23 protein-coding genes are annotated in these 26,856 nt (G+C 40.5%); 2 read left to right on the forward strand and 21 right to left on the reverse strand.

The window, feature by feature from the left end; all coding sequences use genetic code 11:
* Window positions 1–7: 7 nt before the first annotated feature.
* From JOD21_RS19580 to JOD21_RS13735, 9 genes are all read right to left on the reverse strand, one after another.
* Window positions 8–3,646 carry an Ig-like domain-containing protein gene (locus tag JOD21_RS19580; protein WP_204730153.1) on the reverse strand — a complete coding sequence of 1,213 codons (3,639 nt, stop codon included), beginning with the start codon at window positions 3,644–3,646 and terminating at the stop codon, window positions 8–10.
* A gap of 65 nt (window positions 3,647–3,711) precedes the next feature.
* A complete protein-coding gene (locus tag JOD21_RS13700; protein ID WP_204730154.1) occupies window positions 3,712–4,686 on the reverse strand; it encodes a Gfo/Idh/MocA family protein in 975 nt (324 codons plus the stop codon).
* On the reverse strand, window positions 4,683–5,192 hold the full coding sequence (locus JOD21_RS13705; RefSeq protein ID WP_204730155.1) for a hypothetical protein: 510 nt from the start codon (window positions 5,190–5,192) through the stop codon (window positions 4,683–4,685). The genes JOD21_RS13700 and JOD21_RS13705 overlap by 4 nt, the downstream gene beginning before the upstream one ends.
* 5 nt (window positions 5,193–5,197) lie before the next feature.
* Window positions 5,198–6,037 carry a sugar phosphate isomerase/epimerase family protein gene (locus JOD21_RS13710; protein ID WP_204730156.1) on the reverse strand — a complete coding sequence of 280 codons (840 nt, stop codon included), beginning with the start codon at window positions 6,035–6,037 and terminating at the stop codon, window positions 5,198–5,200.
* The gene (locus tag JOD21_RS13715) at window positions 6,034–7,611 is read right to left on the reverse strand and encodes an FAD-dependent oxidoreductase (RefSeq protein WP_204730157.1); all 1,578 of its coding nucleotides are present in this window, start codon (window positions 7,609–7,611) and stop codon (window positions 6,034–6,036) included. The genes JOD21_RS13710 and JOD21_RS13715 overlap by 4 nt, the downstream gene beginning before the upstream one ends.
* A 1-nt stretch (window position 7,612) precedes the next feature.
* Window positions 7,613–8,671: a Gfo/Idh/MocA family oxidoreductase gene (locus tag JOD21_RS13720; RefSeq protein ID WP_204730208.1), complete on the reverse strand. Its 1,059-nt coding sequence runs from the start codon at window positions 8,669–8,671 to the stop codon at window positions 7,613–7,615.
* Window positions 8,672–8,687: 16 nt separating this feature from the next.
* Window positions 8,688–9,680: a zinc-dependent alcohol dehydrogenase gene (locus JOD21_RS13725; RefSeq protein ID WP_204730158.1), complete on the reverse strand. Its 993-nt coding sequence runs from the start codon at window positions 9,678–9,680 to the stop codon at window positions 8,688–8,690.
* Between the two features lie 8 nt (window positions 9,681–9,688).
* Entirely contained in the window at window positions 9,689–10,744 is a 1,056-nt protein-coding gene (locus JOD21_RS13730) for a dihydrodipicolinate synthase family protein (protein ID WP_204730159.1), read from the reverse strand.
* Window positions 10,745–11,761 (reverse strand): NAD-dependent epimerase/dehydratase family protein, encoded by a 1,017-nt coding sequence (locus JOD21_RS13735; protein WP_204730160.1) that lies wholly within the window; start codon window positions 11,759–11,761, stop codon window positions 10,745–10,747.
* 105 nt (window positions 11,762–11,866) lie between these two features.
* Here JOD21_RS13735 and JOD21_RS13740 point away from each other — a divergent pair, with 105 nt between their 5' ends.
* Window positions 11,867–13,207, forward strand: a complete 1,341-nt coding sequence (locus JOD21_RS13740) for a helix-turn-helix domain-containing protein (protein ID WP_239581597.1) — start codon at window positions 11,867–11,869, stop codon at window positions 13,205–13,207.
* On the opposite strand, the gene JOD21_RS13745 is transcribed toward JOD21_RS13740, so the two are convergent.
* From JOD21_RS13745 to JOD21_RS13760, 4 genes are all read right to left on the reverse strand, one after another.
* On the reverse strand, window positions 13,177–14,031 hold the full coding sequence (locus JOD21_RS13745; protein ID WP_204730162.1) for a Gfo/Idh/MocA family protein: 855 nt from the start codon (window positions 14,029–14,031) through the stop codon (window positions 13,177–13,179). The genes JOD21_RS13740 and JOD21_RS13745 overlap by 31 nt on opposite strands.
* 2 nt (window positions 14,032–14,033) lie before the next feature.
* A complete protein-coding gene (locus JOD21_RS13750; RefSeq protein WP_204730163.1) occupies window positions 14,034–14,837 on the reverse strand; it encodes a carbohydrate ABC transporter permease in 804 nt (267 codons plus the stop codon).
* A gap of 29 nt (window positions 14,838–14,866) precedes the next feature.
* Complete coding sequence (locus JOD21_RS13755; RefSeq protein ID WP_380268791.1) at window positions 14,867–15,718, reverse strand: carbohydrate ABC transporter permease; 852 nt, start codon at window positions 15,716–15,718, stop codon at window positions 14,867–14,869.
* Between the two features lie 178 nt (window positions 15,719–15,896).
* Window positions 15,897–17,147, reverse strand: a complete 1,251-nt coding sequence (locus tag JOD21_RS13760) for a sugar ABC transporter substrate-binding protein (protein ID WP_204730165.1) — start codon at window positions 17,145–17,147, stop codon at window positions 15,897–15,899.
* 258 nt (window positions 17,148–17,405) lie between these two features.
* On the opposite strand from JOD21_RS13760, the gene JOD21_RS13765 reads away from it, so the two are divergent.
* Window positions 17,406–18,032 carry a YesL family protein gene (locus JOD21_RS13765; RefSeq protein ID WP_204730166.1) on the forward strand — a complete coding sequence of 209 codons (627 nt, stop codon included), beginning with the start codon at window positions 17,406–17,408 and terminating at the stop codon, window positions 18,030–18,032.
* 21 nt (window positions 18,033–18,053) lie between these two features.
* Here JOD21_RS13765 and JOD21_RS13770 read toward each other — a convergent pair whose 3' ends face one another.
* The 8 genes from JOD21_RS13770 to JOD21_RS13805 all read right to left on the reverse strand — a co-directional run bounded on the left by JOD21_RS13770 (window position 18,054) and on the right by JOD21_RS13805 (window position 26,812).
* Window positions 18,054–18,908, reverse strand: coding sequence for a MurR/RpiR family transcriptional regulator (locus JOD21_RS13770; protein ID WP_204730167.1), 855 nt, complete (start codon window positions 18,906–18,908; stop codon window positions 18,054–18,056).
* Between the two features lie 5 nt (window positions 18,909–18,913).
* A complete protein-coding gene (locus tag JOD21_RS13775; RefSeq protein WP_204730168.1) occupies window positions 18,914–19,822 on the reverse strand; it encodes an ROK family protein in 909 nt (302 codons plus the stop codon).
* A 14-nt stretch (window positions 19,823–19,836) separates the two neighbouring features.
* On the reverse strand, window positions 19,837–20,526 hold the full coding sequence (locus JOD21_RS13780; RefSeq protein ID WP_204730169.1) for an N-acetylmannosamine-6-phosphate 2-epimerase: 690 nt from the start codon (window positions 20,524–20,526) through the stop codon (window positions 19,837–19,839).
* 2 nt (window positions 20,527–20,528) lie between these two features.
* A complete protein-coding gene (locus JOD21_RS13785; RefSeq protein ID WP_204730170.1) occupies window positions 20,529–22,415 on the reverse strand; it encodes a hypothetical protein in 1,887 nt (628 codons plus the stop codon).
* Window positions 22,416–22,706: 291 nt separating this feature from the next.
* The gene (gene nagB, locus JOD21_RS13790; RefSeq protein ID WP_204730171.1) at window positions 22,707–23,483 is read right to left on the reverse strand and encodes a glucosamine-6-phosphate deaminase; all 777 of its coding nucleotides are present in this window, start codon (window positions 23,481–23,483) and stop codon (window positions 22,707–22,709) included.
* A complete protein-coding gene (nagA, locus tag JOD21_RS13795) occupies window positions 23,470–24,648 on the reverse strand; it encodes an N-acetylglucosamine-6-phosphate deacetylase (RefSeq protein WP_204730172.1) in 1,179 nt (392 codons plus the stop codon). The genes nagB and nagA overlap by 14 nt, the downstream gene beginning before the upstream one ends.
* 34 nt (window positions 24,649–24,682) lie before the next feature.
* Complete coding sequence (locus tag JOD21_RS13800) at window positions 24,683–25,522, reverse strand: MurR/RpiR family transcriptional regulator (protein ID WP_204730173.1); 840 nt, start codon at window positions 25,520–25,522, stop codon at window positions 24,683–24,685.
* 255 nt (window positions 25,523–25,777) lie between these two features.
* Window positions 25,778–26,812, reverse strand: a complete 1,035-nt coding sequence (locus JOD21_RS13805; RefSeq protein WP_204730174.1) for a YecA family protein — start codon at window positions 26,810–26,812, stop codon at window positions 25,778–25,780.
* Between the last annotated feature and the right edge of the window lie 44 nt (window positions 26,813–26,856).

The raw sequence follows: 26,856 nt of genomic DNA on the forward strand, positions 1-26,856 counted from the left end.
CCGTCTGTTAATTTCCTCTGCCTGGATGGATTTTTCCGTTCTTATGTGTCACATACACTTCAATTTCACTCGTGTATCCTCCGGAATTTTTTATTCCTTCCGGCAATTGCAGCTCTCCAGAAATGGTGTATGTGCCTTTTCTCTTGTCGTTATAATCAGATTGATTCTTATTCCAAATAACCGGCACTTCAAGTGTATAGTCATGATCATTAAGTGTTATGCTAACGACCGACGGCAACTCCACCTCATCAAGGGGAGTTTTATGCTTAACGTAAACTGCTTCAGGCTTTTCAACCGACTTCACTTCTGTTTCTTCCATTGAATACACGTAAACATCGTCGTAGTAAACATTGGAGACATAAGCTTCATTACTGGCAAGATGAATCACCATGTATGCCGCACCTTCAGGAGGTGTTACGGTAAATTCATCGTTTCTCCACTCACCAAGTTTGCCATCAAAGATGATGCCAAGACCGCGTGTCAGATTAATAAACTCTTTATTTTCATCATAGTAGCGAACCTGGAACAGTGATCGACTGGAAGAAAAAGCTGTACCTGTTTCAGGATTTATAAGAGGCTGATCCAGATAAAAGCTTGCGCCTGCAGTATATTCTTTCCCAGGTACAACAGGAATCATTGATGACTCAAGTGCAGCAAAGCCGACTGTTGTGGCATCCTTTAAGTTTAAGCTGTACTCACCTGATCTTGAAATTGAATCTGTTAGCTCAAGGGATGTATCATCTTTCCCGGCAAATACTCTCCAGCCAGGGATTTCACCATTCACGTATCCTTTTTCAAAACCTGCATTTTCAATCAAATAATATTTTTTGAATAGCCCGAACTGCTTTTCAAGTACAGTGATTTCTACTGAAGCCTTTAGCGCTTCCTGGTTCATAACGCCATCCGGCAATACCAGTTCACCGTAGATGACATATTTACCTGGCGTGGTTCCATCGTATTCTGAATTGCTCGTTTTCCATTCAATATTCACATCTATTTCATTCCCGTTACTTAAAACTCCCCTTACGGATGATGGGAGTTCAAGCTGCTCTGCCGTTGTGCCATATGCTACTGTAAGCGGATCAATATCTCCAATACTAACAACGTCCGGGGATGCTTCAGTTGATACATAAACGTCATCATAATAGACATTTGATACCCAGTTTGTACTTCCTCCAAGATGAACAGTCATATATGCTGCTTCTTCAATCGGAGTTACACTGAATTCTTTGACCTGCCACTGATGCAAAGGACCAAGAAGTTCTGTACCCAGACCACTCGTATACTGAATAAGCTCTTTGTTTTCATCGTAATACCTCACCTGTAAAAGGCTGCGGTTTGATGAAAAGTTTCCTCCAGCAGGATTTTCAGGAGGGTCAGATAAATAGTAGCTGACACCAATTGTGTATTTTTGACCCGGAGTCACTGAAAACAGTTCGGATTCGAGTGTCGCAATCTTAGATGTGGACTGATCAAGCATTCTTAAACTCTTGCTGCCTGACAATGCGTAATCTTCTGAAATTTCGAGCGACGTATTTTCCTGCTGTATAAAGGTTTTCCAGCCAGGAATTACACCATTTGTAACTCCCATTTCAAAATCAGCATTTTTGATATCAATTTCAGTCCGGACGGGTGCATTAATATCATCTACTACCCGAATCCGCTTGAGCATTGAGGCTTCGCTGTAATAGATGTGTCCATCATCTCCAATTACCATCAGGTTTGTACGGGTACCTGGAAATGATTGATGTTCCATTGTCTCTGTATCAATTACAACAATTTGACTGCCAAGGGTCGTATAAAGAATAGATCCTTCCCAGCGCAGCTTTACAGGACTCCACAAATGAGAAAAGTTCCAGTTAGTTGAGATAATTTCTTTTTGTTTTACGACTTCATAAGTATCAGGATCTAATGCGAATATTGTTCCATAGGCAGCACCCCATATATTCCCATCAGGACCTGTTGACAGACTTCCAATCGCTTTTGGCTTTTGACCATCAGCCAATTGAATATCCGGGACAAATTCTGTAATTTTTTCACCTTTTTCAACATCCCAGACAAACATTTTTGCTTCTGATGCTTTTGGTTCTATTCCAAGCCCGTTCCATATCGTGGTTGAACCAAATAACTTACCATCCTGATACGCCAGACCCATTACACTTTGATCCTCTACAACATTTCTATGAGTTTCCCAATTCACTCCATCGAAAATCGAGATAGCTCCACCATAAGTACCGCCTTTTGAAATTGTACCTGCAAATAAATATTCATCACCTGTAGTCATCGCAAAAGGTCTGTCCTGATCATCTTCAATGTCATGGATTTTATAAGGGTTATTTTCACTGATTGGCAATGCCGGATCCAGTTCATAGATTTGAGCACCTGCATACACGCCAAACATCATTTTGTTATCATACGGGGTCATACCCTCAGTCTGGCCCATGCTGAACCTTTCAATCTCACCAGTCTCAATGTTATACCTTGTACCCGATGAGCCATGATAACCTCCCATATACAGAAGACCGTCCGGACCAAACTCCATTGCCTGAACGGAGATTGGTGTTCCACTCACGACTGGCGCACGATCTTTTATCACGCCAGTTTCAAAGTTGATGAGCTTTACACTTCCGCTTGCAATTGTGGCAAGTGTCTTTCCCGGAAGCTCCGGATCTCCCTCAACTTCAATCCATGTACCATGCCTGAAATAAAGCCCATATGCAATATCAGTTGGTGTAGAAACTTTTGTGGACAGATCAAATTCTACAAATCTGTTTTCTGCAATATAATAGGTTTTACCATCAATCTCAGGTGTAACATACATACTGCGATAATTTTCAATCACTTCAACCCATTCATCATTTTTCATATCATAAATCAGCCCGAGATTTGGCGTAGATGACATATGAATAAAGAGAAATTCGTTTACAGCCTGCATCCTGAAAAGTCCCGGGGCATCATTTTCTGTATATCCCGTTTCTTCCGGAAAAGGAATGTATGATCTTTCACCGCTTTCAGGATCCATCTTATATAGACCCCCTACTGTAGCAGTGCCAGCAAACAGACTGCCATCATAGTAAGCTACATCCTGTACGTACTGTCGGTTTGTTCCGAAAGCTTCATAAAGTTCAATTTCACCTTCTGCCGGGTCATATTTAAATACCTGACCAGTCGGGTATGTCCCGCCATATACGACATTATTTTCATCTACTGCAAGCCCGTAGATTGTGGACGAACCAGGAGGGTTCCCTAAGTTCTCTACCTGTTTGGCAGCGGGATCATAGACAAAAAGGTTTCTGCCGCTTGTAATATAAACGAGTCCATTTCCATCAACGACATGCCCCCAGGTCTGTCCGCCTCCTGTTAAAGGTATTTCTCTTATTAACTCGTTAGTCTGGAGGTCAATCACACTGAATAATGCAGGATCCCCCGTTACAGTCGTATATAAAACCTCTCTTCCATCTTCAATTCCGTATGCGCTATCCAGCGTACCAGCATTAGTTACAAATTCACCAAGGTCTTCAGGTTCTGAGAAATATCCGGGAATACTCTCTGCATTTGCTGTAATGATTCCAAAGGACAATGTGAGCAGAAAAGCCAATAGAATAGCAGTGATCTGTTTACTGGAAACCTGTAAAGATATATTCACTATTGTTTTCTCTCCTTTTATGGTGCTAGATTCATAAGCTGGGACACTTGACATCACAGTTGTGATTACTTTCTAACTGTTTCGTTCTTTTTTGCAGACTCATATGCCATGAGGGCGGCTTCTACCGCACGCATACCGTCTTCCCCGGTAATAGATGGGCTGCGAAGATTTTGAACAGACTCAATAAAGTCTGAGATCAGCCCGTAATCCATATCCTGTCCCACAAAGTCATAAGTGAGATTTTGTGATTTATTTTTATGAAATATTGATAAATGCTCACCAAACGCATCTGCACGGATCGTTTTTTTCGTCCCAATTACTTCAATCATTACGTCTCCCCATGTCGGATAATCCGGGTAACGAGACCAGCTGGCATCGTGTGAAGCAATGACCCCATTTTCAAATTCAATCATCAGCAGGCCGGTATCATCAATTTCACCTTCATGATATATCGTATCAACAAAAGCCTGAACTTCTTTCACCTCACTGCCGGTAAACCATCGCATGATGTCTACCATATGTACGGTGTGATCCAGAACAGCTCCGCCGCCCGCTTTACTTGCATCAATAAACCATCCACCCGGGTTCTGACCGCGATTAGTCGTTCGAAATGCAATGATATCTCCTACATCTCCATGATCAATCTGCTCTTTCAAATTACATATCACTGAATTGAAGCGAACCGGAAAAGCAGTTTGTAACAGAACATGATGTTCTTTGCAGACATTGATCATTGTTCTGCAGTCATCTAGTGACAGGGCGAGCGGCTTCTCGCACAAAATGTGTTTTTTATTCCTGGCAGCATACTGAACCATTTCAAGGTGCCGGCTATTTTCAGAACATACAATCACAGCATCTATTTCATTGGAAAAAAATGTTTCATACGTCCTGTCTACCTGTATGCCAAAATCTTTTTCCAGTTGCGCAGCACGGCTACTGTCATCGTCAAAAATTGCACTGATTTCAATGCCCTGCTTTTTCAACGCATCTGCATAACTATATGCATGCATATGTGCAAAACTCATCATTCCGATCTTCATGACATCAACTCCACCATCTGATTTACTTCATGAACAGTAAAACCCGAATGTTGATCAGATTTTACAGATTTACACGCTTCAAAAAGTATATTTTCATTGCTAAAAGCACGGTTTACATCACTATTAAATGTAATGATTCTCTCCTGACCACTCCATTCCAATTCAAAATGAAACGGACGGCCAAAAGTATAGTCAGCTTGCATGATCGTACCTTCTTCAAATAACACAGAAATAATCAGATGTTCGTCATGTCTTTTCATAAAGCATTTTTTTACTTCCCCAAATAATTTTTTAATTACCAGCAGATCAACTGCGGCTACTGTTATCGGATCTTTCGCTTCAGACAGAACATGTCTGATCCTGAATACGCCTTTTTTGCTTTTTTCCTCTGCAATCGCTGACTTTGCCTTAATAAAGACTGGATAAGTTGATAGTGGACTTATGAGCTTTTTGGATTCATGAACCTCAGACCACTTTGCCTGCTCAGAGGAAATCACGCCTGTCATCACAATCACACCCTTCCAATTAACTCACGCAGACGGTTGACTGCTTCTTTATTTGCTTCTTTTGCATCGTCAAATCCTTCATACTCGATCGATAGAAATTCTTTATATCCAGTATCTTTGAGCCGCTGTACAATCTTTTGGAGATTGACCTGGCCGTCTCCGGGTACTACGCCAATCAGCTCTACTCCTTTTACTGATTTAAAACCATTCATCTGTTCTCCCTCTTCTTTTTCACGGAAATCTTTAAAATGCACATGGCTGATTGAAGACTTTAACCGTTCAAACGCCGCCTCCGGTTCCTCATGGACAAGAAGAAAATTACCAGTATCAAAAGTCGAAGTGACATAGGGGCTGTTTACTTCTTTAATCATTTTTTCAACCTGTTCACTTTTACCGGCAAGCAACCCATGATTCTCAACAGCAAGATAAACTTTTTCCTTTTCAGCTACTTTGGCAGCTTCTCTTAGACCTTCAATAATCCACTGTTCACCGTCTTTGAATGTTTCACCTTGCTTTACATCGCCACAGAATGTACGGACAATATTCGTTCCGAGTTCTTTTGCTGTATAAATGGCGTCTATGACCTTTTGGATTTCAGCTTTGCGTTCTTCAGCGTTAGCCTTCACAAAATCATTTGATACATCATAGGCTGAGACAGTAAGACCATGCTGTTCAAGGTACTGATTTACTTCAGGAATCTCTCTCTTTTTATCAGTCCAATAAAAATCGAGCAGTTCAACGCCATCAAGTCCAATTTCTCTTGCATAGTCAAGAAAATCTATTATTCCCCATTGTTCTTTCTGAATCGTACTTGCCAGGCTGTACATACTTACACTGACTTTCATACTTCCTGCCTCCGTTTCTCATAAAAGCTTTCAGGCCATTCCAATTGCACACCGGAACTCTTCAGCGTCTGTTGAAAAGATCCCAGAAGTGCTTTATCATTCCTTACCTCTTTTGGTGTATGACCTCTGCTAATACAAAAAGCAGCCAGTTCCCCGGCAGATTCGCCTATATTCCACTCAACCGGATGCAATCTGTAACATCCATTTGTAATATGAGTCGTCCCAATGTTTTTACTGCCGGCAATCACGTTGTCCATATCTGCCGGAATCAGCGCGCCAAGGGGAATATGAAATGGAAGAGCGGGAATATCTAGGTAATTCCTGCCTCCAATACTCGGATGAAGATCAATGCTATATGAACCAACACCTACTGAATCTTCATACTGTTTCCCACATTGGTTTGTCTGAATCCTGGGAGAAACATCGTCTTCAGTAACTGTGTATTCTGCTTTTATTCTTCTTGATTCTCTGATATAAGGTGCTTTAGCAAGTCCGTCCCTTGTCTCAAAAATATCCTTTCTGAGCATTAGACCTGGATAACCCTTCTTTCCGCCAGCTCTTTCAAGTTCCGTTTGCATCCAGTAAAGTAGAGACAGGCTAAGTTGCTTGGCCTGATAATCATGCTTCTTCCGCTCTTCTTCTGTAACTTCATACACATTTCCAAGAAAGTAATCATTCATAGGCCAGTTCATTAAAGTGACTTCACCTGCATGCCCCATTTGCGCAAATGAGCCGGTATGCAGAATCCTTCTGTAATCCCATAACGGAAATCCGTTTTCTTCTTTAAAGAGCGTATAAGTCCGTTTTTCTTTTGTTTGTGGATGAGGAGCGTAAAAACTTAAATACTGATCAGGCCAGAAATCGGGTTTGAAAGACTTCCAGAAATCATACATTTCCGGTTTTTCAATTGTGTGATCTTCACCGTCACGATACTCGATTCCCAGTACATATGTAAAAGCCTGAATATCTTTCGGACCTGCCACATCTCCTGCATGTTCTTCCCCTGTATCCGACTTTGCTTCAGCGCCTGTTACATAATTCATACCTGCAAGTGGCAGAAGGTCTCCCTCCTCACTAGCATCAATCACATATTTGCCCGATACCTTCGTATACTTGTCTGTATCGCCATGAAGAAACACGACTGAATGCAACATCCTGCCCGTACGTTCTGTCTCAGCCGGTGCTGTCCGGTAGTCCACGGTCAGAAGACCTGTAAGCTGATAAGGTAATATCATTTCATTCAGTACCTGAAGTGACACTCTCGGGTCGTGACAAATATTGCTTACAAGTCCATTGCCAGGATTTAAGTACTCTTCTTCAGCCGTTACCTGCATGATTTTTTTATAAATGGAACGAACTGATTCTCTGTATTCACGATAGCGGAGGGTGCTCCCAAACTCTTCAATCCACTGATGTTCATCTGGTGGTACTCCCTGAGAAGTCACCTGTCCGCCAATCCAGTCAGTCGGTTCTGACATATAGACGCGCAGACCTTTTGAACATGCAGCAATTGCAGCTGCAGTCCCTCCAAAACCGCCTCCAATAATGATTAAATCCACTGTTAGTTGATTCATATTAAAGCAGGACCTCTCTTCCTTCTTTCGCAGACTGATAAATCGCATTCAACATTTTCATCACTTCCACACCATCTTCAACCGGGGCGATTTGCTCTGCACCATTTTCAATCACATCTACAAAATGCGAAATCTCACTTTGAAACGCTTCAAACATATCAAGACCAGGATGATCTATTTGCGGATCCATATTAAAAATCATATCGTTCACTTCTGTCATTACTTTCAATGCCGGTTCGAGCTCTGCCCCGCCTTTATCACCATAAAGCTGGCAGCTTAATTCATCTTTTTTGGCGTGTAATGTAAAGCTGACATCAACCAGCAGACTTGCACCATTTTCAAAGCGGATCATGGCATTAGTCAGGTCTTCAACTGAGTTAACAGAGGGATCATAGTCAGCTGCTTTATAAAAATCCAGATGCTTAATGTTGCTGCGGTTACCAAGCTTGTCATAAGCATTTCCTGATACAGAGACCGGCTTTGGTCTGCCCATGAGATACCAGCAAATATCGATCATATGTACACCGAGATCAATCAGAGGGCCACCGCCGGAACGTGTTTTATCACTGAACCAGCCTCCCGGATTTCCAAGGCGGCGCAAACAACTCGCTTTTGCATAATAGATCTCTCCAAGTCCATCAGATTCAATAAAGTCTTTTAGCCATTTCGCGTTATTCGCGTGCCTGCGGACAAAACCCACTTGAACAATCTTATCCGTTTGTTTCTGGGCTTCCTGAACAGCCAGCGCTTCCTCTGTTGTAATGGACAGCGGCTTTTCAACCAGTACATGCTTTCCTGCATGAAGCGCCTTAACTGCCAGGTCTGCATGGGTATTATTCCATGTACAAATGCTGACAGCTTCAACATTCGTATCTGCAAGAAGCTCATCAATATCCGTATACAGTGCTGATACATGATACTGTGATCCTTTTTCTTTGAGCCGCTGCTCATTCATATCAGCAAGAGCAACAATCTCTGCACGTCCGTCATCATGATAAGATTTAAGATGAAAATCTGAAATCGATCCAAGTCCGATTACGCCTACTTTTACCATTAGAATCGCCTTCCTCTCTCTTTTAGGCTCTATAATCAATAATATAGGTGAGTGCACCTTCCGGATTAAAGATGTCCTCAAATGTTTCTGATGCATCCGCCAGCTTTCGTTTATTCTGATGAAATGCAGTCACATCAATCTTTCCAACAGATATTAGCCGCAAAAATTCCCTTATATTACGTCCTTCAGTCCACCGTACATATCCATATGGGTAGTCAACTGCATCTTTTTCATAAACCGGATCATATCTCCCCGGTCCGCCTGCACGGGAAATCAGAATTTGGGCTTCTTTTTGGAACATTACTGAACGGGGGAAATCAGGCTCAACGTCCCCTACGATGACCACTTTCCCCTTATCTCTGACCCACTGTATACTTTCACCAGTCAGGGGTGTTTTTTTCCCTCCGGTACATAGCAGCACTGCATCAGCACCATTACCGCCAGTTTCAGACAGAATGCTAGATTCAACTTCTTCCAATCGGGTCTCAGCTATAATCCCAAGCTCTCTGATAGATTCTGCGCGTTTTCTGCTCAAATCGCAGCCTATAACATGATATGAAGCGGCATCAGCTATTTGAGCAATTAATCTTCCTAATGGACCAAGCCCGACAACTGCAACAGTTTCGCCAAATTGCAATGATGCCGTTCTTAATGCATGAATGGCAATTGCCCCTATTCCACACAGTGACGCTGCTTCAGAAGAGACATTATCAGGCACTTTTGCACAAAGTGTAGCTGGTACGCTGAGCCACTCTCTATGTCCGACATAAGGAGCACCGTAACAGGCCACTCGGTCTCCAGGTTCAAGCCCCGGAGCCTTAGATTCTGTTACAATCCCCATCGCACTATAGCCCAGATCAATCGGATTCTCCTTACTGATCTGAATAATTGTTTTCTCAGTGCCGGCAGATATAGCGGAAAATTGTGTTTTGATCAGAACATATCCTTCTTTTAATAAAGGCATTTCAGCTGTCACCAGCTCAGCCCGGCCATTTCTTGCAGTCACTTTCTTCATCGTAAATTTCACTCCTGCCGCCACCTGTTTACATTCGCTCTGACAAACTCATTGTCACTCAAATGAGGATATTGTGAAAAGATCCGGTCAATTTCTTCTGACTGTCCCGGACTGAGTGTCTCATGATCCATCAGGCACCAGTTTCCTTTGAGAAGCCCCTGTCTCCTCAGCACTTCATTGATCCCTGCAATACTGCCTTTGAATTGATTTGCAGAATCAAAGAAGGCTGCATTTGCATCTGTTACCTCCTGACCTGCAATAAGCAATTCAGATGAGATATGTCCTTGTTCTCTATCCTGTTGTACCTGTTCAAATAAATCGACTGCTTTTTTGGTCCACACAGACCAGTGACCAAGTAACCCGCCAACGATCTGCTTTTCAACTACACCCTGATCAGTTTGTACTTTATAATTTGTTAATAAATCAGCTACGATATTATCGTCATTGCCTGTGTAGAGTGCAATCTGATCATTCCGCGTCGAAGCTGCAACAGCCCGGACCACATCAAGCGTACAGTATCGGTCAAATGGTGCGATTTTAATTGCATGAACATTTGGAATTTCAGCAAATGCTTTCCAAAAGTCATAGCTGAGTCTTCTGCCACCAACAGCTGGCTGCAGGTAAAAGCCGAATAATGGAATGATATCCGCTACTTTTCTTGCGCGATCGAGCAATTCCTCTTCACTCCAGTCGTTCAGCCCCCCCATACTTAATAGCCCGAGATCATACCCTTTACCAGCTGCAAACTCCGCCTCTTTTACAGCCTGCTCTGTTCTTCCTGCAAGACCGGCAACTTTGATAAAATCATGCTTAACATCCGCTGTTTCGATCTCTTCCATCGCAAGCCCCAGCACTCTTTCATACAGGTTAATTTCGGGATCCCTGATTTCAAACTGCGTTGTATGAACACCTACTGCAACACCGCCGGCTCCTGCTTCAATATAATAGCGGGTGAGTGCGCGCTGACCGTTTTCATCCAGTGTTTTGTCTTCATTTAATGCAAGCGGATGGGCGGGAATCACTGTCCCATCCATTAGCTTTTGTTTGATTTTTTGGGGGATCATTTAAAACGCTCCTTCTCTTTCCTGAAAGTGTGTCGGCTTATTTAATGTATAGCCTCCATCACTAACCCAGTCAGCGATTAAATCAATCATTTCTTTTACAGAGACACGCGGATATCCAAAAAGCTTGTGTGATTCAGAAGCATTGTTCAAAAGTGCTCTGTTTGACTCCTCTGAAATAAAGCTCACTGTTTTTCCGAACCTTGCAGCAAACTGTTCTGCAATCCATCTGGTTGATAATGTTTCAGGCCCTGTGACATTCAGGATTTTTGCAGGACTTTCAGTATGAAGCAGAGACCTGAGGGCATATTCATTAGCATCTCCCTGCCAGATGACATTGACGTTCCCCATTGTCAGATCAACAGGCTGATCATGGAAAACCTGATTAGCAATTTCGAGCAGGACACCGTAACGAAGGTCAATTGCATAATTAAGTCTGAATATCAGCATCTCTGTATTGTTCTTATGAGAAAAATGAGTCAGAACACGCTCTCTTCCCAGACATGATTGAGCATACTCACCAACAGGGTTTACCGGATGCAATTCATCACAGCCATTTTTAGAGACATCTGTTAGTGGGTATACATTCCCTGTTGAAAAAGCAACAATTCTTGAATTTTTATATTTCTCTGCGACCCTTCCCGGAATATAAGCATTCATTGCCCATGTGAAATGCTCATTTCCAGTAGTCCCAAATTTGTTACCGGCCATGTACATGACATTTTTGACATCAGGAAGGTTTTGAAGGGCTTCATCATCTAATAAATCACAGGAAATGGTTTCAATTCCATACTGTTCAAGCTCCTCTTTCAGTACATGATTAGAAAACCTTGATACTCCGATCACCCGCTGGCTGCTGCCAATTTCATCAAACGCTCTTTTTGCCATTTTTGAGAGTGTGGGTCCCATTTTTCCTCCTGCCCCTATAACAAGCAAATCACCATCGAGCTTCTTGAAATCCTCGATCAGTGCGTATGAGGGTTCTGTCATAAACATTTCCAGCTGTTCAATTGATTTCATTTCTTATTCCTCCTTTAAGGAAATATGTAAATTGACACAAATTATTTGAAGATTTAATCTATTAAAGACATGTCTTTTAATAAAGTCTAAAAAGGTGGGTAAATGATGACTGTTTATCAAGCTCCTGGTGAGTCCCGGATCCCAATTGGTATCATCGGTCCTCAACATCATTTTCAAGAATTAAAACCTGTGCTTAAAACTTTTCCAAGCTTTATACCTGAGTTTAAAGAAGCAAATCATTTTGATGAAATTCTAAAATATACAGAAGAACTGTTGAATAGCTCAGACGTTATATTATTTTTAGAGTGGCAGCATTACCTTGAAGCAAAACAGCATTTGAAATTTAATATTCCTGTTCATGTTGTTTCACCTTCCGGCACTGGATTATACCGGGCTATACTGCTTGCATCTCACATATTTTCACCACACGCATTGACGATTGATACAGTTGAAAAAGAATATGTTGAGCAAGTGCTTGAAGATCTTAGCCTCTCAGTTGATACCCAAAGATATATTTCTTCTGATCATTTACAGCAGACCGATGAAGTAATCAATAAACATCAATTGTTTATTGATAAAAATGGCGGCGTTGTTATTACCGGCATCACTGAAGTTGCATCTACTATGCAGCGTGGAGGATATAACGTTCAATTGATCAGACCAACCAGACAGGATTTCATTGTCTCTTTAGAACGCGCACTACTTTCCACTGATACTAGAAAGAACAAAGAGACACAAATAGTTTTTATGCTGATTAACATTGATTCCTTTAGACAGGTGATTAACTCTTACCGATCTGAACATGACATACAGCTTTTAAAACTTAAAACCCAGGAATTACTTTTAGACTACGCTAAGCAGCTGGATAGTCACTTTTTAACGGTTGGAGACGAATATTTGTTTATTACTACACGCGGGATATTTGAAAGTGAGACGCGTGGTTACAAATATATCCCACTGCTTCATTCTATTAAAAAGCAGACTGGATTCAGTGCAAGTATCGGCATCGGTTTTGGGCAGTCAGCAGCAGACGCTGGAAATCATGCCCGACTTGCATTAAAACAGTCTAAGGACGTTGGTGGAAACGCCTGTTACATTGTCCGTGAAAACCGAAGCGTTGTTGGACCGGTAGAAGTTTCACACTTAAATGATTACGAGCAGTATGAACTTTCTATTACAGATCATGACTTTCTAGAACGCGCAGAACAGGCAGGTATGTCAGCTGCTTATATGAAAAAACTGATGGCACGTGTTACCAGACATAAAAAAACTGATTATACAGCACAGGAACTCGCTCAAACGCTTAATATCACTGTCAGAAGCGCACATCGTATCCTGCTGAAATGGATGGATGCCGATCTTGTAAGGATTATCGGTGAAGAAAAGCTCACTTATAAAGGAAGACCCAGAAGAATTTACAGTCTAACCTTTACCGAAGATAGCTGAGCGTGATTTAATGCTTCTGTGATTCGGATGGTATCAAGCATCTGATCATGAGATAAAGGCGCCTTTCCTGATCTGGTGAACTCAGTAAGCATTTTTATTAAGCCATCAAACAGATTACTGCCAATTTCCTTATGATCCTTTTCATCAGGATATGAAATAGTTGCTTCATATTTATAACTTCCATTCTGATGAAAGGTCATAAAATGATTTCTACCTTCTGTATCCTTTAAATGAAACTCATTTTTTTTATTAGAGTTTTTAATAGAAACTTCTTTTACTTTTGCACCTGTCATACCATGCAGCATGTCGACTAAATGAATGCCATACCAGAAATACCCGTTTTGTGTTTTCTGCCACTCAATCGGTCCAAAGCATGCTGCAGAGACCAAATTATTTTGATCAACCTTTATTTCTTTCGCAAATCTTAATGCTGAACTACTCATAACTGGAACACCCTTTTGTTCAGCTAGTTCAAGTAGCTGATCTGCCTCTTTTAGTGACAGGGCTAAAGGTTTGTTAATATAAACCGGTTTTCCTGCATCTGCTATTTTCTTGAACTGACTGAAACGATTCCTTGCATCTGCTGTTTCCATCCAAATTACATCACTATGAATCATCAACTGATCTAATGAATGAGCCTGCTCAGCGCCATAGTCATTCTTAAGATGCGATAGATTGATACTAACTTTGTCTGCGGCAAACCTAAAATCTTCTGATGTGCATGGAAATACGGACGATATTATGATGTCACGTTCATTACTTATTGCTTTTGCAAAAGGTGTAACATGTGAAGTGTCAAGACCAATAATGCCAACTTTTAACATATTTACTTTAACCCCGATAACTGGATGCCCTCTGTGAAATAACGTTGGAAGAACAGGAAAATCAAAAACGTCGGAATAAAGGAAATCGCAGATCCTGCCATTTCAATTCCAAAATGACCTTCTTTGCCTAAAAGAGAAGCAAGACCAACAGTTACCGGAAACATATTTTCCTGAGTCATATAAATCAGCGGTTGAAACAAATCATTCCAGTTTGCAATAAATGAAAATGTCCCAACTGTTGCCACCACCGGAATAGACAGCGGGAAAATGATTTTCATAAAAATCTTAAAATCACCAGCACCATCAATTTTAGCTGCTTCTTCGAAATCATTCGGTATATTCTGGAGATATTGACGGATTAAAAATACGCCCATAATTCCCCAAATCTCAGGTACTATTAATGCTTCATAGCTATTAATCCAGCCGAAGTTTGAAAACATAATGTATTTTGGAATAATCAGAAGCTGTTGTGGTATCATAACTACGGCCATAAACACCCAGAATATAATCTCACGTCCTGGAAAAACTTTTTTTGCGAAGATATATCCTAAAACTGTGCAGAAAAACATTTGACTAAATACTGGGATGACTGTAATTACAACTGAGTTGAAAATCCATCTAAGGAAAATCCCGTCACTTAATACATAACGGTAATTTTCAAGCGTAAGCTGATCTGAAAACCAATACGACGGACTTAACAACGCGTACTGCATGTCTCTTAAAGATCCGAAAATCATAATGATAAATGGTAAGAGAAAGCATGCTGCAAAAAACGTGACACTTGCATAAGCAATGATTCTTTTCATGGTAACCGCTCATCTCCTTTCCTCAATGATCAATAAATTGAGCTGTCTTTTCCGATATATTTACGCTGAATGAGCGAAATGATCAAAATAATGAAAAACAAAATATATGATAATACAGCCGCATAACTAAGATTTAATGAAGCAAAACCTTGTTGATACAAGTAATAAACGATTGTGGTTGTTGAATAATTCGGTCCCCCTCCTGTGAGCAGGAAAGTGGAATCAAAGATCTGAAACGATCCGATCGTGGTGATAATTGCTACGTAAAAATGAATCGGTTTCAGCAGTGGAAAAGTGATGCTCCAAAATATACGTACGGGACCTGCCCCATCAATTTTAGCCGCTTCATAAAGCTGTGATGGAATAGATTGGAGACCTGCAAAATAATAAATCATTGTACTGCCACTAACCTTCAAGATACTTAAGCCTGCGAGTACCATTAATGCCTGACCTGAACTGGACAGGAATAACTGCGAGTCAATACCAAATACACCTAAAATCGAGTTAACAAGTCCTGTTTCAGTTCCCTGAAAAATCCATCCCCATATCCCTGCGATGATAACAAATGAGGTAACAACTGGCAGAAAGAAAATTCCTTTAAAAATCCCTGCAAATCTAATACCTGAATTGATCGTCAGAGCTAAGATGAGTCCTAATGCCATCGTGGGGATAATATAGTACAGCGAAAATAAAACCGTATTCCAAATCGCTTTATGAGCAAGTGTGTCACTAAAAAAGTTAATCCAGTGTTTTAAACCGACAAACTCAGATTCCCCGATAAATCGCCAGTCCATAAAAGTCAGTACAAGACTGAAGGCAAAAGGAAAGACCTGAAAAATCAGAAAATGTATAAGAATCGGCACTAAGAATATGTAGACCATCCCATACTTTCCCCAATGTTTTTTCAATCTTAATCCGATTGGCTGTGCATCTGACTTTCCTGAAACTGTAGCTCTTGCTGTCTCTTCCATGAATTTCACCCCTCAAATCTGTTGAAGGAAAGAACATAGGGCGTCATGAACTATATACGCCCCAGGCTCTTTTCTCATTATTTAACTCTTACTGAGCCAGTACATTTTCGATTGCTGCGGCTGCTGCATCAGCTGCTTCCTGAGGTGACTTTTCACCTGCCATCATTGACTGAAGCTCTGCCTGGATAGAAGGCATAATATCTCTGCCTTTCGGATGGATCACACCAGGTAACGCATATTGGGTATAAGATGCAATTTGTTCAAGGTGTGGCTGTCCATCAAAGATGTCTTTAGCTGCTTCACGTGTTGGAATATACTTTGTAACAGAATTAAATCTCCGCTGATTTTCTTCATTTGTCACGTGTTTTATAAATTCAGCTGCTGCTTCCGGATTATCAGTATTACTTGGTGCCACAAACATTCCAGTCGTACCGTAAGTAACCTGCTCCTGATTTGTTAGTGGTGCTGCCATGGCAAAATTTTCATAGCCTTCACTTTCAAACAGGCTTAGTGTATTACCCGATCCGGTAATGGCCATAATTTCTCCATTAAACCACTGCTCATTATGCGCCATCGCTGTGATTGAATCTTCCGGAATCCACCCATCCTGATACATTGTATTAATCAATTCAAAAGCCTCTACTGCTTCAGGTTCATTAATTTTCACTTCGTCATCCGATGTTAATACTTCCCCGCCAGCCTGCCACAAGAAAGGATAAAGCGTTCCATTCATCGAGCCTCCACCCTGGAAACTGTGCGCATAATAACCTGCCTCAACAGCTTTTTCAGACCAGGCTGTGAATTCCTCCCATGTTTCAGGAAGGTTTTCAGGATCCTCACCAATTTCTTCTACAATATCCGTGTTGTAAAATAATGTATACGCCTCCTGAAGGATAGGAAGCCCGTAAGTTTTGTCCTGCCACTGTACTGAAACAAGAGAACTTTCTACGAAGTTTTCAAGATCGTAATCTCCAAGATAAGAATCAAGTTCGAGCAGCATACCCACATCTGCATATTGTGGCATCTGATCAGGGATCGCGTAGAATACATCAGGTCCATTATTGGCTGCCAGTGCAGTAAGAACTTTCTGATCTCTATTTGCCCAAGGGATTGTTTCAAGGTTCACAGTCACACCATGTTCTGACTCGTAATCTGATACAATTTCATCCCACATAGCATCTTCTTTTTCCGAATCCCCTGTGTATGGATGAACCCATACTGTAATTTCACCCGACATCTCACCATCGCTGTTTGAACTTGCATTATCTGATCCATCTTCCTGACTGCAAGCTGCTAAAGCCAAACTTATTACAGGCAGCCAAACCCACGTCTTTTTCATTCTTTTAACCCCTCACTTTTCATCTGATTTTTGGAAGGAATCATTATGCCGTTTTTTATAATGTAAGCGTTAACAAAACTTTTAACATGTCTAAATTTTCTGATAAGCACAAAAGATATCCTCCAATTAATCATTACATTACGGTTTTTTTCTCCAAAAGACAAGTCTTTAATTGGTCTTTAAATACCATACCTGTTATTTTCTTATTGGCAATGGCATTTAAGTCTTTTATAGTAAAGACTAGAAGGAGGCGGAGAAATGAGTGGGTGGGGGACTTTTAATAAAGCTTCTTACTGGATGATCAGAGCAGCATATCTGAATATCCTCTGGATACTCTTCACAGTGATTGGTCTTGGTATTTTCGGCTTGTTTCCGGCGACAGTGGCCATGTTTACGATCGCGAAGCAGTGGATGATTGAAAAAGACCTTTCTTTAAAAATATTTAAACAGTTCACACATGTTTACTTTCAACAATTTGTAAAAGCAAATCTATATGGAGTCATTTTTGGTGTCATTGCATATATTATTTATATTGATTTTATGTTCATCTATTCTAATGAACAGCTGGGGATTTACCTTCTCCCTGTCATCGGACTGATGGCTGTTATCTTCACTGCTATGCTTGCTTTTTTCTTTCCTGTATATGTTCATTTCGAGCTTTCATTTTGGAAGTACTTAAAGCAGACATTCCTAATCACGATCGCCTCTCCTTTTCAGTACGTGATTATTTTATTAAGCGCAATTGCACTCGGTTTTTTAATTACGCTATTACCGGGGATAATTCCTCTTTTCACTGGCAGTGTCATGGCATTGATTATTACCTATCTGACCGGTCAATCATTACATCAAATACAAAACAAACGAAAAAAGCAGCTATCCGCTTAAAAATGGATAACTGCTTTTTTATTATGACTGTTTATCTGACACAGCACGTGCTGTCCGTTCCCTTACTTCCAGTGCTGTATCTTTTGTTTGTTCAAGGACCCCATTATATAGCACATCAATAACTGAGAGCTGTGACATAATTGAAGTGATTGAGCTTCCATGCAACGGATTTTCTTTACCTGCCACCAGAAGCGTAATATCCGCTATTTTTGTAATTGCAGATCTCGCACTGCTTGTCATGGCTACAATCCGTGCACCCCGTGTTTTAGCGATTTTCAGATGATCGATCGTATCTTTCGTTTCTCCTGACACTGATATCCCGAAAGCAGTATCTTTTTCCGAGAGCATACTGGCAGCCATCGCCTGAAAATGACAGTCCTGGACCGCTTCAGAAGGTTTTCCAATTCGTAAAAAAGTGTGTGCAGCCTGTGCTGATACAAGACCTGATGTCCCAACTCCAAAAAAGCTGATTTTATCAGATTCCACAATATATTGGACTACCTTCTCAATTGACTCAGCATCTGCATATTGACTAGTGTCTTTTATTACTTCAATGTGCGTATTAATGACATGACTAACCCTTTTTTCTTTATCACCGGAAAATTCCTGACCATCTTCACCCGATTGATCTGATCCGGCGCTTGATGTTCTTGCAAGTGAGATTTTAAAGTCCTGAAAGCCTCTAAAATTTAATTTGCGGCAGAAACGCAGCACAGTGGTTTCACCAACATCGGCTTTTTCAGCCATGTCAGTGACTGAAAGGTAAACCGCTTCCTGAATATTATTCATAATATAATCTGCGATCTTCTTTTCAGTTTTAGTAAATGAATTTGCATAACTTCGAATTAATAATTTTATATCCGGCTTATCCGCCATCTATTTCACCTCATTTGTGAGAGATCAGCAGGTTCAGTTAAATAAGCCGCTCCGATCACTCCTATATTTTCTCCATCTGCAGCGATTGACCAGTTCACTTCCTGCTGGTGACCTAAAGAAAGCAGAATTCGTTTAAGGTCGGCTTTCATCAGATAAAATGCTGATGATAACCCCCCTCCAATTATTATCTCTTCAGGATCAAAATATGCCTGAATATTGACCATGACTGTCCCAAGATCTCTTAAAAACTGTCTGATGAGCCGCACTGCTTTGGCGTCCCCACTTTGATAAAGCTCTAGCAGTTCATAGGAATGACAGTCTGAACTGATTTCTTTTGCGAGCTGGTTCAAGGCAGTTCCTGAAACATATTTTTCAGCACAGCCCATTTTACCACAGCCACAGGCTAGCCCATCCGGATACAGTATGGAATGGCCAATTTCCCCGGCACCCCCGTTATTCCCTGAAACAATACGACCGTTATGAATGATAGCACCTCCCAGGCCTGTCCCGATTGATAAATATACGAACTGATGAACCGGGTGTCCATTCAATTTTCTATTAATAAATTCACCTAATCCCGCAACATTTACATCATTATCAATTGTTACAGGGATCGGAAGTTTTTCTTTTAAATATTTTCCGACCTCTGTCCCAAGCCACCCTGGCATTGTATCACCAGCCCCGGTAATAACACCGGTAATAGGATCGATGACGCCAGAGAGTCCGATACCTGCTGCTGAGATTTCGTACTTTTCATGTTTTAGATAATGATCAATTAAATTTACCAGCACGGGCAAAACATCCGGTGCAAAGGCCGGAGTTGGTTCTTTAATTAAATCCAGCACCTGACCGTTCTCATCAACGACTGCTGCCCTGACATTCGTTCCTCCTACATCAACTCCAACTGCATGCATGGCGATCCCTCATCTTATAAAATTTTTGCCTGACGTTCCTGAATTTTCTCAGTAAACTTTTTTGTAATTTGTTGCGGACGTGTAATGGCTCCGCCTACAACGACAAAATATGCACCCGCATTCAAAGCAGATACTGCTTCGTCAGGTGTGCTAATTCTTCCTTCTGCTACAAGCGGTACGTCAAGCACGTTTGCAAGCTTTGTGACGAGATCCAGATCCGGACCGTCCAGGGCTTTACTATATGGTGTGTATCCTGATAATGTGGTGGAAACAAAATCCACACCAAAAGAAGCAGCCTTTATTCCTTCTTCAAAAGTCGAAATATCAGCCATTACTAGAATTCCTTTAGATTTTAATATGCCAATTGTTTCTGAAAGTGACCTGCCATCCGGTCTCACCCTGTCGGTAGCGTCCAATGCAACGATATCAGCACCTGCCTGACTGACCAGAAGTGCATCTTCAAGTGTCGGGGTAATATAAATGTCATTCCCGGGATAATCTTTTTTCAACAACCCGATTACAGGAAGGTCAACGGCTTTTGAAATTGCCTTAATATCCTCAATACCGTTCGCCCTGATCCCTGCAGCACCGCCCTGCATTGCTGCAAACGCCATTTTAACCATTGTGTCTGATCCGTGAAGCGGTTCATCCTCAAGTGCCTGACATGAGACTACCAGGCTTCTATCAGGAATAATACATGTCATGTTCAGTCCTCTTTTCCGGAAGCCTTCTGAAGATCCGCCTCCCTGATTTCTTCATGCACATCATCAAACAAACTCATATTCATTTGACCTAAAAGCAGACCGGTTCCGATTACCCCATTTGTCCAACCGCTTTCCATACAATATGGCCCCCAGCCTGTATCACCGTTATTTCCAAAATACTCTTCATAATTGAGGTCATATGCCCTCATCCACCCGCCATGATACAAACAGGAATCACTTTCAATCTGTACATTGACCAAAAAGTCACGAAGTTTCCTGTAACACTCAAAGTAATACTCGTTTCCGGTTTGTTTCCATGCTTCCCAGACATTCATCAGCATAAAATTATTTGTATACAGCAGATCTGCTATTCCTTCCCCGTTATAAATATACACGCCAGTATCTTCATAACCATAGCGTTCAGGATCGGGGTTATCAGCTTCTTCCACACCTCCGGAAGAATGTTGATGACTGATCAGGTAATCCATCACACGGGACAGACCATCCCTCAATTTTTCATCATCTTGAAATTTTAATAATCCACTTATTGCGAGAGAAAATCTGGCATAGGCTGACGTTTTACTATACATCCACTTTATTTCATTCAGATGATTCAATAAATATACAGTTCCCATATAAGCCGTTTTCAAAAACTTCTCATCACCTGAAACCTGATAAGCGAGTATAAAAGCAGTATGAGCAATACTTTCAAAATGAGGATTCATTGAAACTGCAAGAGAATTAATATACCGGTCACCCTGAGATCTAAGAAGCGACCCTTTATAGTTTTCGGGGCGCAGACCATTTGCGTGTTGTGTTCTGAATAAAGCTTCCGCTGTTAACATTCCTCTTTCCCTGAATATATCAATGCCGGTTTCTTTATATAAAAACAAAAGTGCAATTGTAACCCAGGAATTATCATCAGTGAACATATCTTCAGGTAATGTCCCAGGATACTGAAACCATTTCCAGAACCCATAGCTTGCTGAAGAGGGATCGTTGTCCTGATAACCTTCACGGATTAAATAATTTATCAGTTGAAATGCTCTTTCTTTCGAAGCATCATCATTTTTATACTTGCCATACAAATAAAACATAATGGCTGACTGGGCATGACAGTCCGGTCTTTTATCCATTGACACCTGTTGATAAAATGAGTGAATATTTTCATACACACCTTCTGTTCCATCAATTTTCGGCATAATACCTGACTTTAAAAACCAGTCATGTACCCTTTCAATGGACTCAGCAGGTTTCAAATCACTTCTTTTTATAGGGTTACGAATTGAAGGAAATTCAATTCCCGCCTTTTCACTAACTTTTTTAAGTAAGCGGTTCCACAAATAATTCGGACGATACGCCATAAATGAAGTTTGACCGAAAAGAGGAAACGCTGCATATACAACTCTCCCTTTACCCAAAGAGTGATAAGTCAGCGCCGGTAGTTTTTCGCCCCCGGATAGATTTCTGTGAGTGTCCTTAAAAACTCCCACTGATAGCAAAGGAACACCTGTTGTACAATAACCTTTCTGATATGTCCCCTTCCATTCGAGGAGATAGCCATTTAACTCATTACATAGTTCTGGTTCAACGATCAGCTTTTCATTTGTTCTGGCAAGCTGGGAAAAGTCCTGCTTGAAACCTAAAAGCCTTGAAGTAGGAAAGTCAAAAACAGCAAGGTTTTCTGCATATAAGATCCCGCCGCCTTCAGTAAATTCCCACAGCGAAGAAATAACTTCATTCTCAATTTTTTCTTCACCAAGGCCAATAATGGCTACAGCGTCCACATCTTTGAATTTAAAACCTTTCAACTTGCTTAATGGCCATGACCCGTCGTGATCAGGAAAACTTTTAACGTTCTTATGATCTGAAAAAATATGTAATGACAATTTTGCACCTCTTTCTAAAATAGTTTTGACAGAAAATATCCTTTTTAAAATTATATATTGGAGAATATATTTAGTCAATGAATTAAAATTAGTTTTTTTCTCCTACACAGATTTATTTCATCTGACAAAAATAATATCTTTCAATACAACTTCCAGAATAAAAGTAAGACCAATCAACAGAGCAATATCTACTCGTATGATTGGTCTTTTTTATATCTAGCTGATGTAATAAGTAATTTACAGGGCTTATTCAGCCTGTATTCAATGACTGAATGTCACTATTTTAGTGCATTATTTTAATAATGAACTTTGTCTTTGATTACTTGATTCGAATAAAGCATCCTGATCCACAATTACTGTTACATCGCGATGTAGACGTAGTATAGAAGCAGGAAACTCTTCGCTAATATGAGAAGACATTAGCTTTTGAAAAGCTTCCTTTTTTCTATTACCGGATATTAGCAGGACAATTTTTTGGCTCCTCATAATAGTGTCAATCCCCATCGTAATTGCAATTCGAGGCACTTCTTCAATAGATGAAAAATATTTCGCATTGGCCCTTCTAGTGCTCTCTGCCAATTTTACAGTGTGAACTGATTGATTAAATGGTGTAAATGGTTCGTTAAATCCAATATGACCATTTTCCCCTATTCCAAGAATTTGAAGATCAATTCCACCATTCTTTAAAATCTTTTCCTCATAATCATTCACTTCTGACTCTATTAAATCCATATCTCCTAAGGGAATAAAACGCTGATTTTCCGGTAGGTTTACATGTTTAAATAAATGCTGGTACATATATTGATGATAACTTTGGGGATGATAACGATCGAGTCCTACGTATTCATCAAGATTAAATGTTCTAACTTTCTCAAAATTAACCTGATTCGAACGATAAAGTTTTATTAATTCTTTGTACATACCTACGGGTGTTCCACCTGTGGAAAGTCCAAGCACACTGTCCGGTTTTTCTGCAATCTGTTGTACAATCATCATTGCAGCATTTTTACTAAGACTCTCATAAGTATCACATTCAATAACCTTTAGTTTGTATTTAATCCCGTTCATACTCACACACTCCCCGGCAAAAAGTCATTACAATCTCTTTATTTTCATCTAAAATGATTAAATCAGCATCCTTGCCTGTTTTAATAGAACCTTTTCGAGATTCCAGCCCGAGCCGAACTGCAGGATTAAAAGAACAAAAAGAAATGGCTTCTTCAAAAGAACATCCTGTAAATTCTATGATATTTTTAAACGCCTCACTCATCGTTAAAGTACTTCCTGCAAGTGTTCCACTTTCAAGAGTTGCCTGCCCATTTTTCACAATTATCTTTTGACCGCCTAATTCACTATCACCATCACATAATCCTTTAGCTCTCATTGAATCTGTTACCAACACAATTTTATCGCGCGGTTTCAGAGCATAAATAAATTGCACAGCTTCTTTTGATATATGTATTCCATCAGCAATGACCTCAGTATAACAACGCCTGTCTAACAGAAGAGCCCCAGCTAATCCGACGTCTCTGTGATGTATTGGACTCATTTGATTAAACAAATGCGTGCCCTGAGAACCTCCTTCATCTATCATTTCACTTGCAATACTGTATGACGCATTACTGTGACCAAAGGAAGAAATAATCCCCTGTGATACAAGATGTCTGGTAAAGGCTGAGGCACCTGGTAATTCCGGCGCAAAAGTTACGATTCGGATATTGTTTCCTGAATGATGGTTCCAGTAATCAAAAAGGTCAGCATCAATCGGACTTATATGTTCAACAGGTTGAGCTCCCGCTTTATCTTTTGAAATAAAAGGCCCTTCAAGGTGTATACCCAGTATTTCTGCTCCAGTTCTATCTTCTGACATCACCTTTTTGACAGCTTTCATTGCCTGGGTAATACATTCCTTATGCTGAGTCATTGTAGTAGCTAAAAAACTTGTAGTACCTTCTTTTGGTAGATGTTTCTGCATTTTGCTAATCGACTTAATGTTTCCATCCATTACATCCACATTTTCTAAACCGTGAATATGCAGATCAATAAAACCGGGAATGATTGTCCACTCTTTTTTCAAGTTAATTATTTCTGTATCATCAGTTAAGTCTTTAGAGTGATCTGTCACACTTTCTGACATGCCCACGATTTTACTCCCCTCCAGAAATAGACTCCCGTGGCGTATATTCGACCCTTCTGCATATATGCTGGCTCCTCGCAAAATCTTCTTGGTCATACCAAGACCTTCTTTCTTAAATCTCATACTCTAATCAATAGAGTTTGCCAGAGGCATTTTCTGAGATTTTCATTTTTACTATTTTGGACTGTTCCATATTCTTCATCGCTAATCCGGTACAAATGAGGTCTATTGTGTATAACTGAGAGATTTTAGCAATAAGAGATCCACTATCAAGCGGATGTTCCTTATACGCTGACAAAAGAACATAATCTGCATATTTTGTTAAGGGTGACTTTTCATGATTAGTCAACGTTATAACCGTTGCACCATTTTCAGATGCAATTTTGACTGAATCTACTATATCCCTGGTACTCCCAGTCAAGCTAATCGCTACCACAACGGTTTCACTCGACGATGTAGTAGCTCTCATAATTTGAAAATGAGAATCCGTTACTACCTGAACTTGTTTTCCAACTCTCATTAATCTGTTTTGCATATCCATAGCTGCGATGCCTGATGCGCCAATGCCAAAAATCACAATATCATGAGCTTCATCCAATCTATCAACAATATTTTCTAAGACAGCCTCATCCGCTACCTGTGCAGAATCTTCTATTGCCTGTATCATATGGTGTTTTATTCTTTCAATCGAATTTTGTTCTCCTTCTATTTCTGTACTATTGGAAATTTCCTGTGCAAGCATGAATTTAAAATCCTGAAATCCTTTATACTCCAATTTTTTAAAGAAACGCAGGATTGTAGCTTCAGCCACATCACATGCATCCGACATTTCAGTTAATGAATAGTATATAATTGACTCTTTATGGTTAATGATGTAATTGTAAATCTTTAGATCTGATTTGGTGAATTCAGATCTTTTTTGCATCATCACTAAAGTCGGTTTTAAGATTTTTTTTCCAACTTTATTCATTTTTTCACCGCTTTCAATTAATCATTCTATATCTAATAATTTTCACTCCTGAAATTATTCATAGTATATGAAAATGAAAGTTTATTGTCAATATAAAAATAAAAATGATCAATTGTAATCATTTTTATTATCGAAATATTTAGATAGCTTTTTGAATCCTCATTTTTACCAGGACGGTCTACATTTTCACACAAAAAAACGGCACATCGTACATATATGTGCCGTTTTTAAACATTATAAAATAACTTAAAGAAATTATCTCGACTGCTTCTTCAATTCCTCAAGCTCTCCAACAAACCACTCTTCCACCTTGCGTGCAGTTGAAGACACGCTTGAAGCTGTTACATCGAATGCTTCACCAGCTTCTTTCTGCGTCATCGGCTGCTCAGTTGCGTGCTGCGCCATCAGGTATGAAAACGTTGCAAGGTAAGTTGACGGCTTTCTCACTTTTGCACCATGCTCAGCAAAGTACGCTGATGCAATGTGGCATGCGAAGAGAGACAGATCTTCATCGCGCTGATCCCAGAATGATTTCAGCTCATGAAGTGACTCTTTCTGCAAATCAGATTGAAGCGGTTCAGTCATCTGATCAATCCAGCTGTCACTTTCAGCTTCACTGCGGGCGATGATCGCTGTAATAACCTCAACAACACCTTCTGTTGTGATCCATTCATTACGGTCATGAGCCAGTTTTTCAACGCGTGACTTTAGTGCGATCGCCTCTTTTTTCGTGTACACGGACGGGAACATAAAGCCAAACGGCACCCACTTATCTTCAAATGGAAGCAGCAGTGTGAAAAGATAATCAATCGGCGCCCACGAATGGAATTCAGGGATCGTCACACGGTACGATTCACCGCTGATCAGGTCCTTCATCTCCACTTCACGCGTCAACTCTTCCATCTCCGTTACTTCTGCAATCACCGGCTTCGGGTGCTGCCAGCTTTCAAGCAGCTCTTTCAGGCGTGGGCGTTCCACTGAAGGCGTACGCTCATCCAGGAACTGCTCCCAGCTTGAAGGGTTGCCGTGAAGGCCAAAAATATATGTTAGAAATACAGTCAGAAACTGCGGCTCATTGAAGACGTCCTGCACTTCCTGAAGCACATGTTCATAATCTTTTTTAAATGATGATTGCTTTGGCGCCATCGCTTCATTTAAAAAGCCAAGCTGAAGGTCCATCTGTTCCTTCACTAAAATCGTCTCGATATTCACAACTTTATTTGCACAGCATTTCTTATATTTCTTACCGCTGCCGCATGGGCACGGCTCATTACGTCCAATTTCCTGCATCTCGGGCACTTCCTTTATAAAATAATCACCCACTATTGTAACAC

Source organism: Jeotgalibacillus terrae (assembly GCF_016908195.1).
Classification (GTDB): Bacteria; Bacillota; Bacilli; order Bacillales; family Jeotgalibacillaceae; genus Jeotgalibacillus; species Jeotgalibacillus terrae.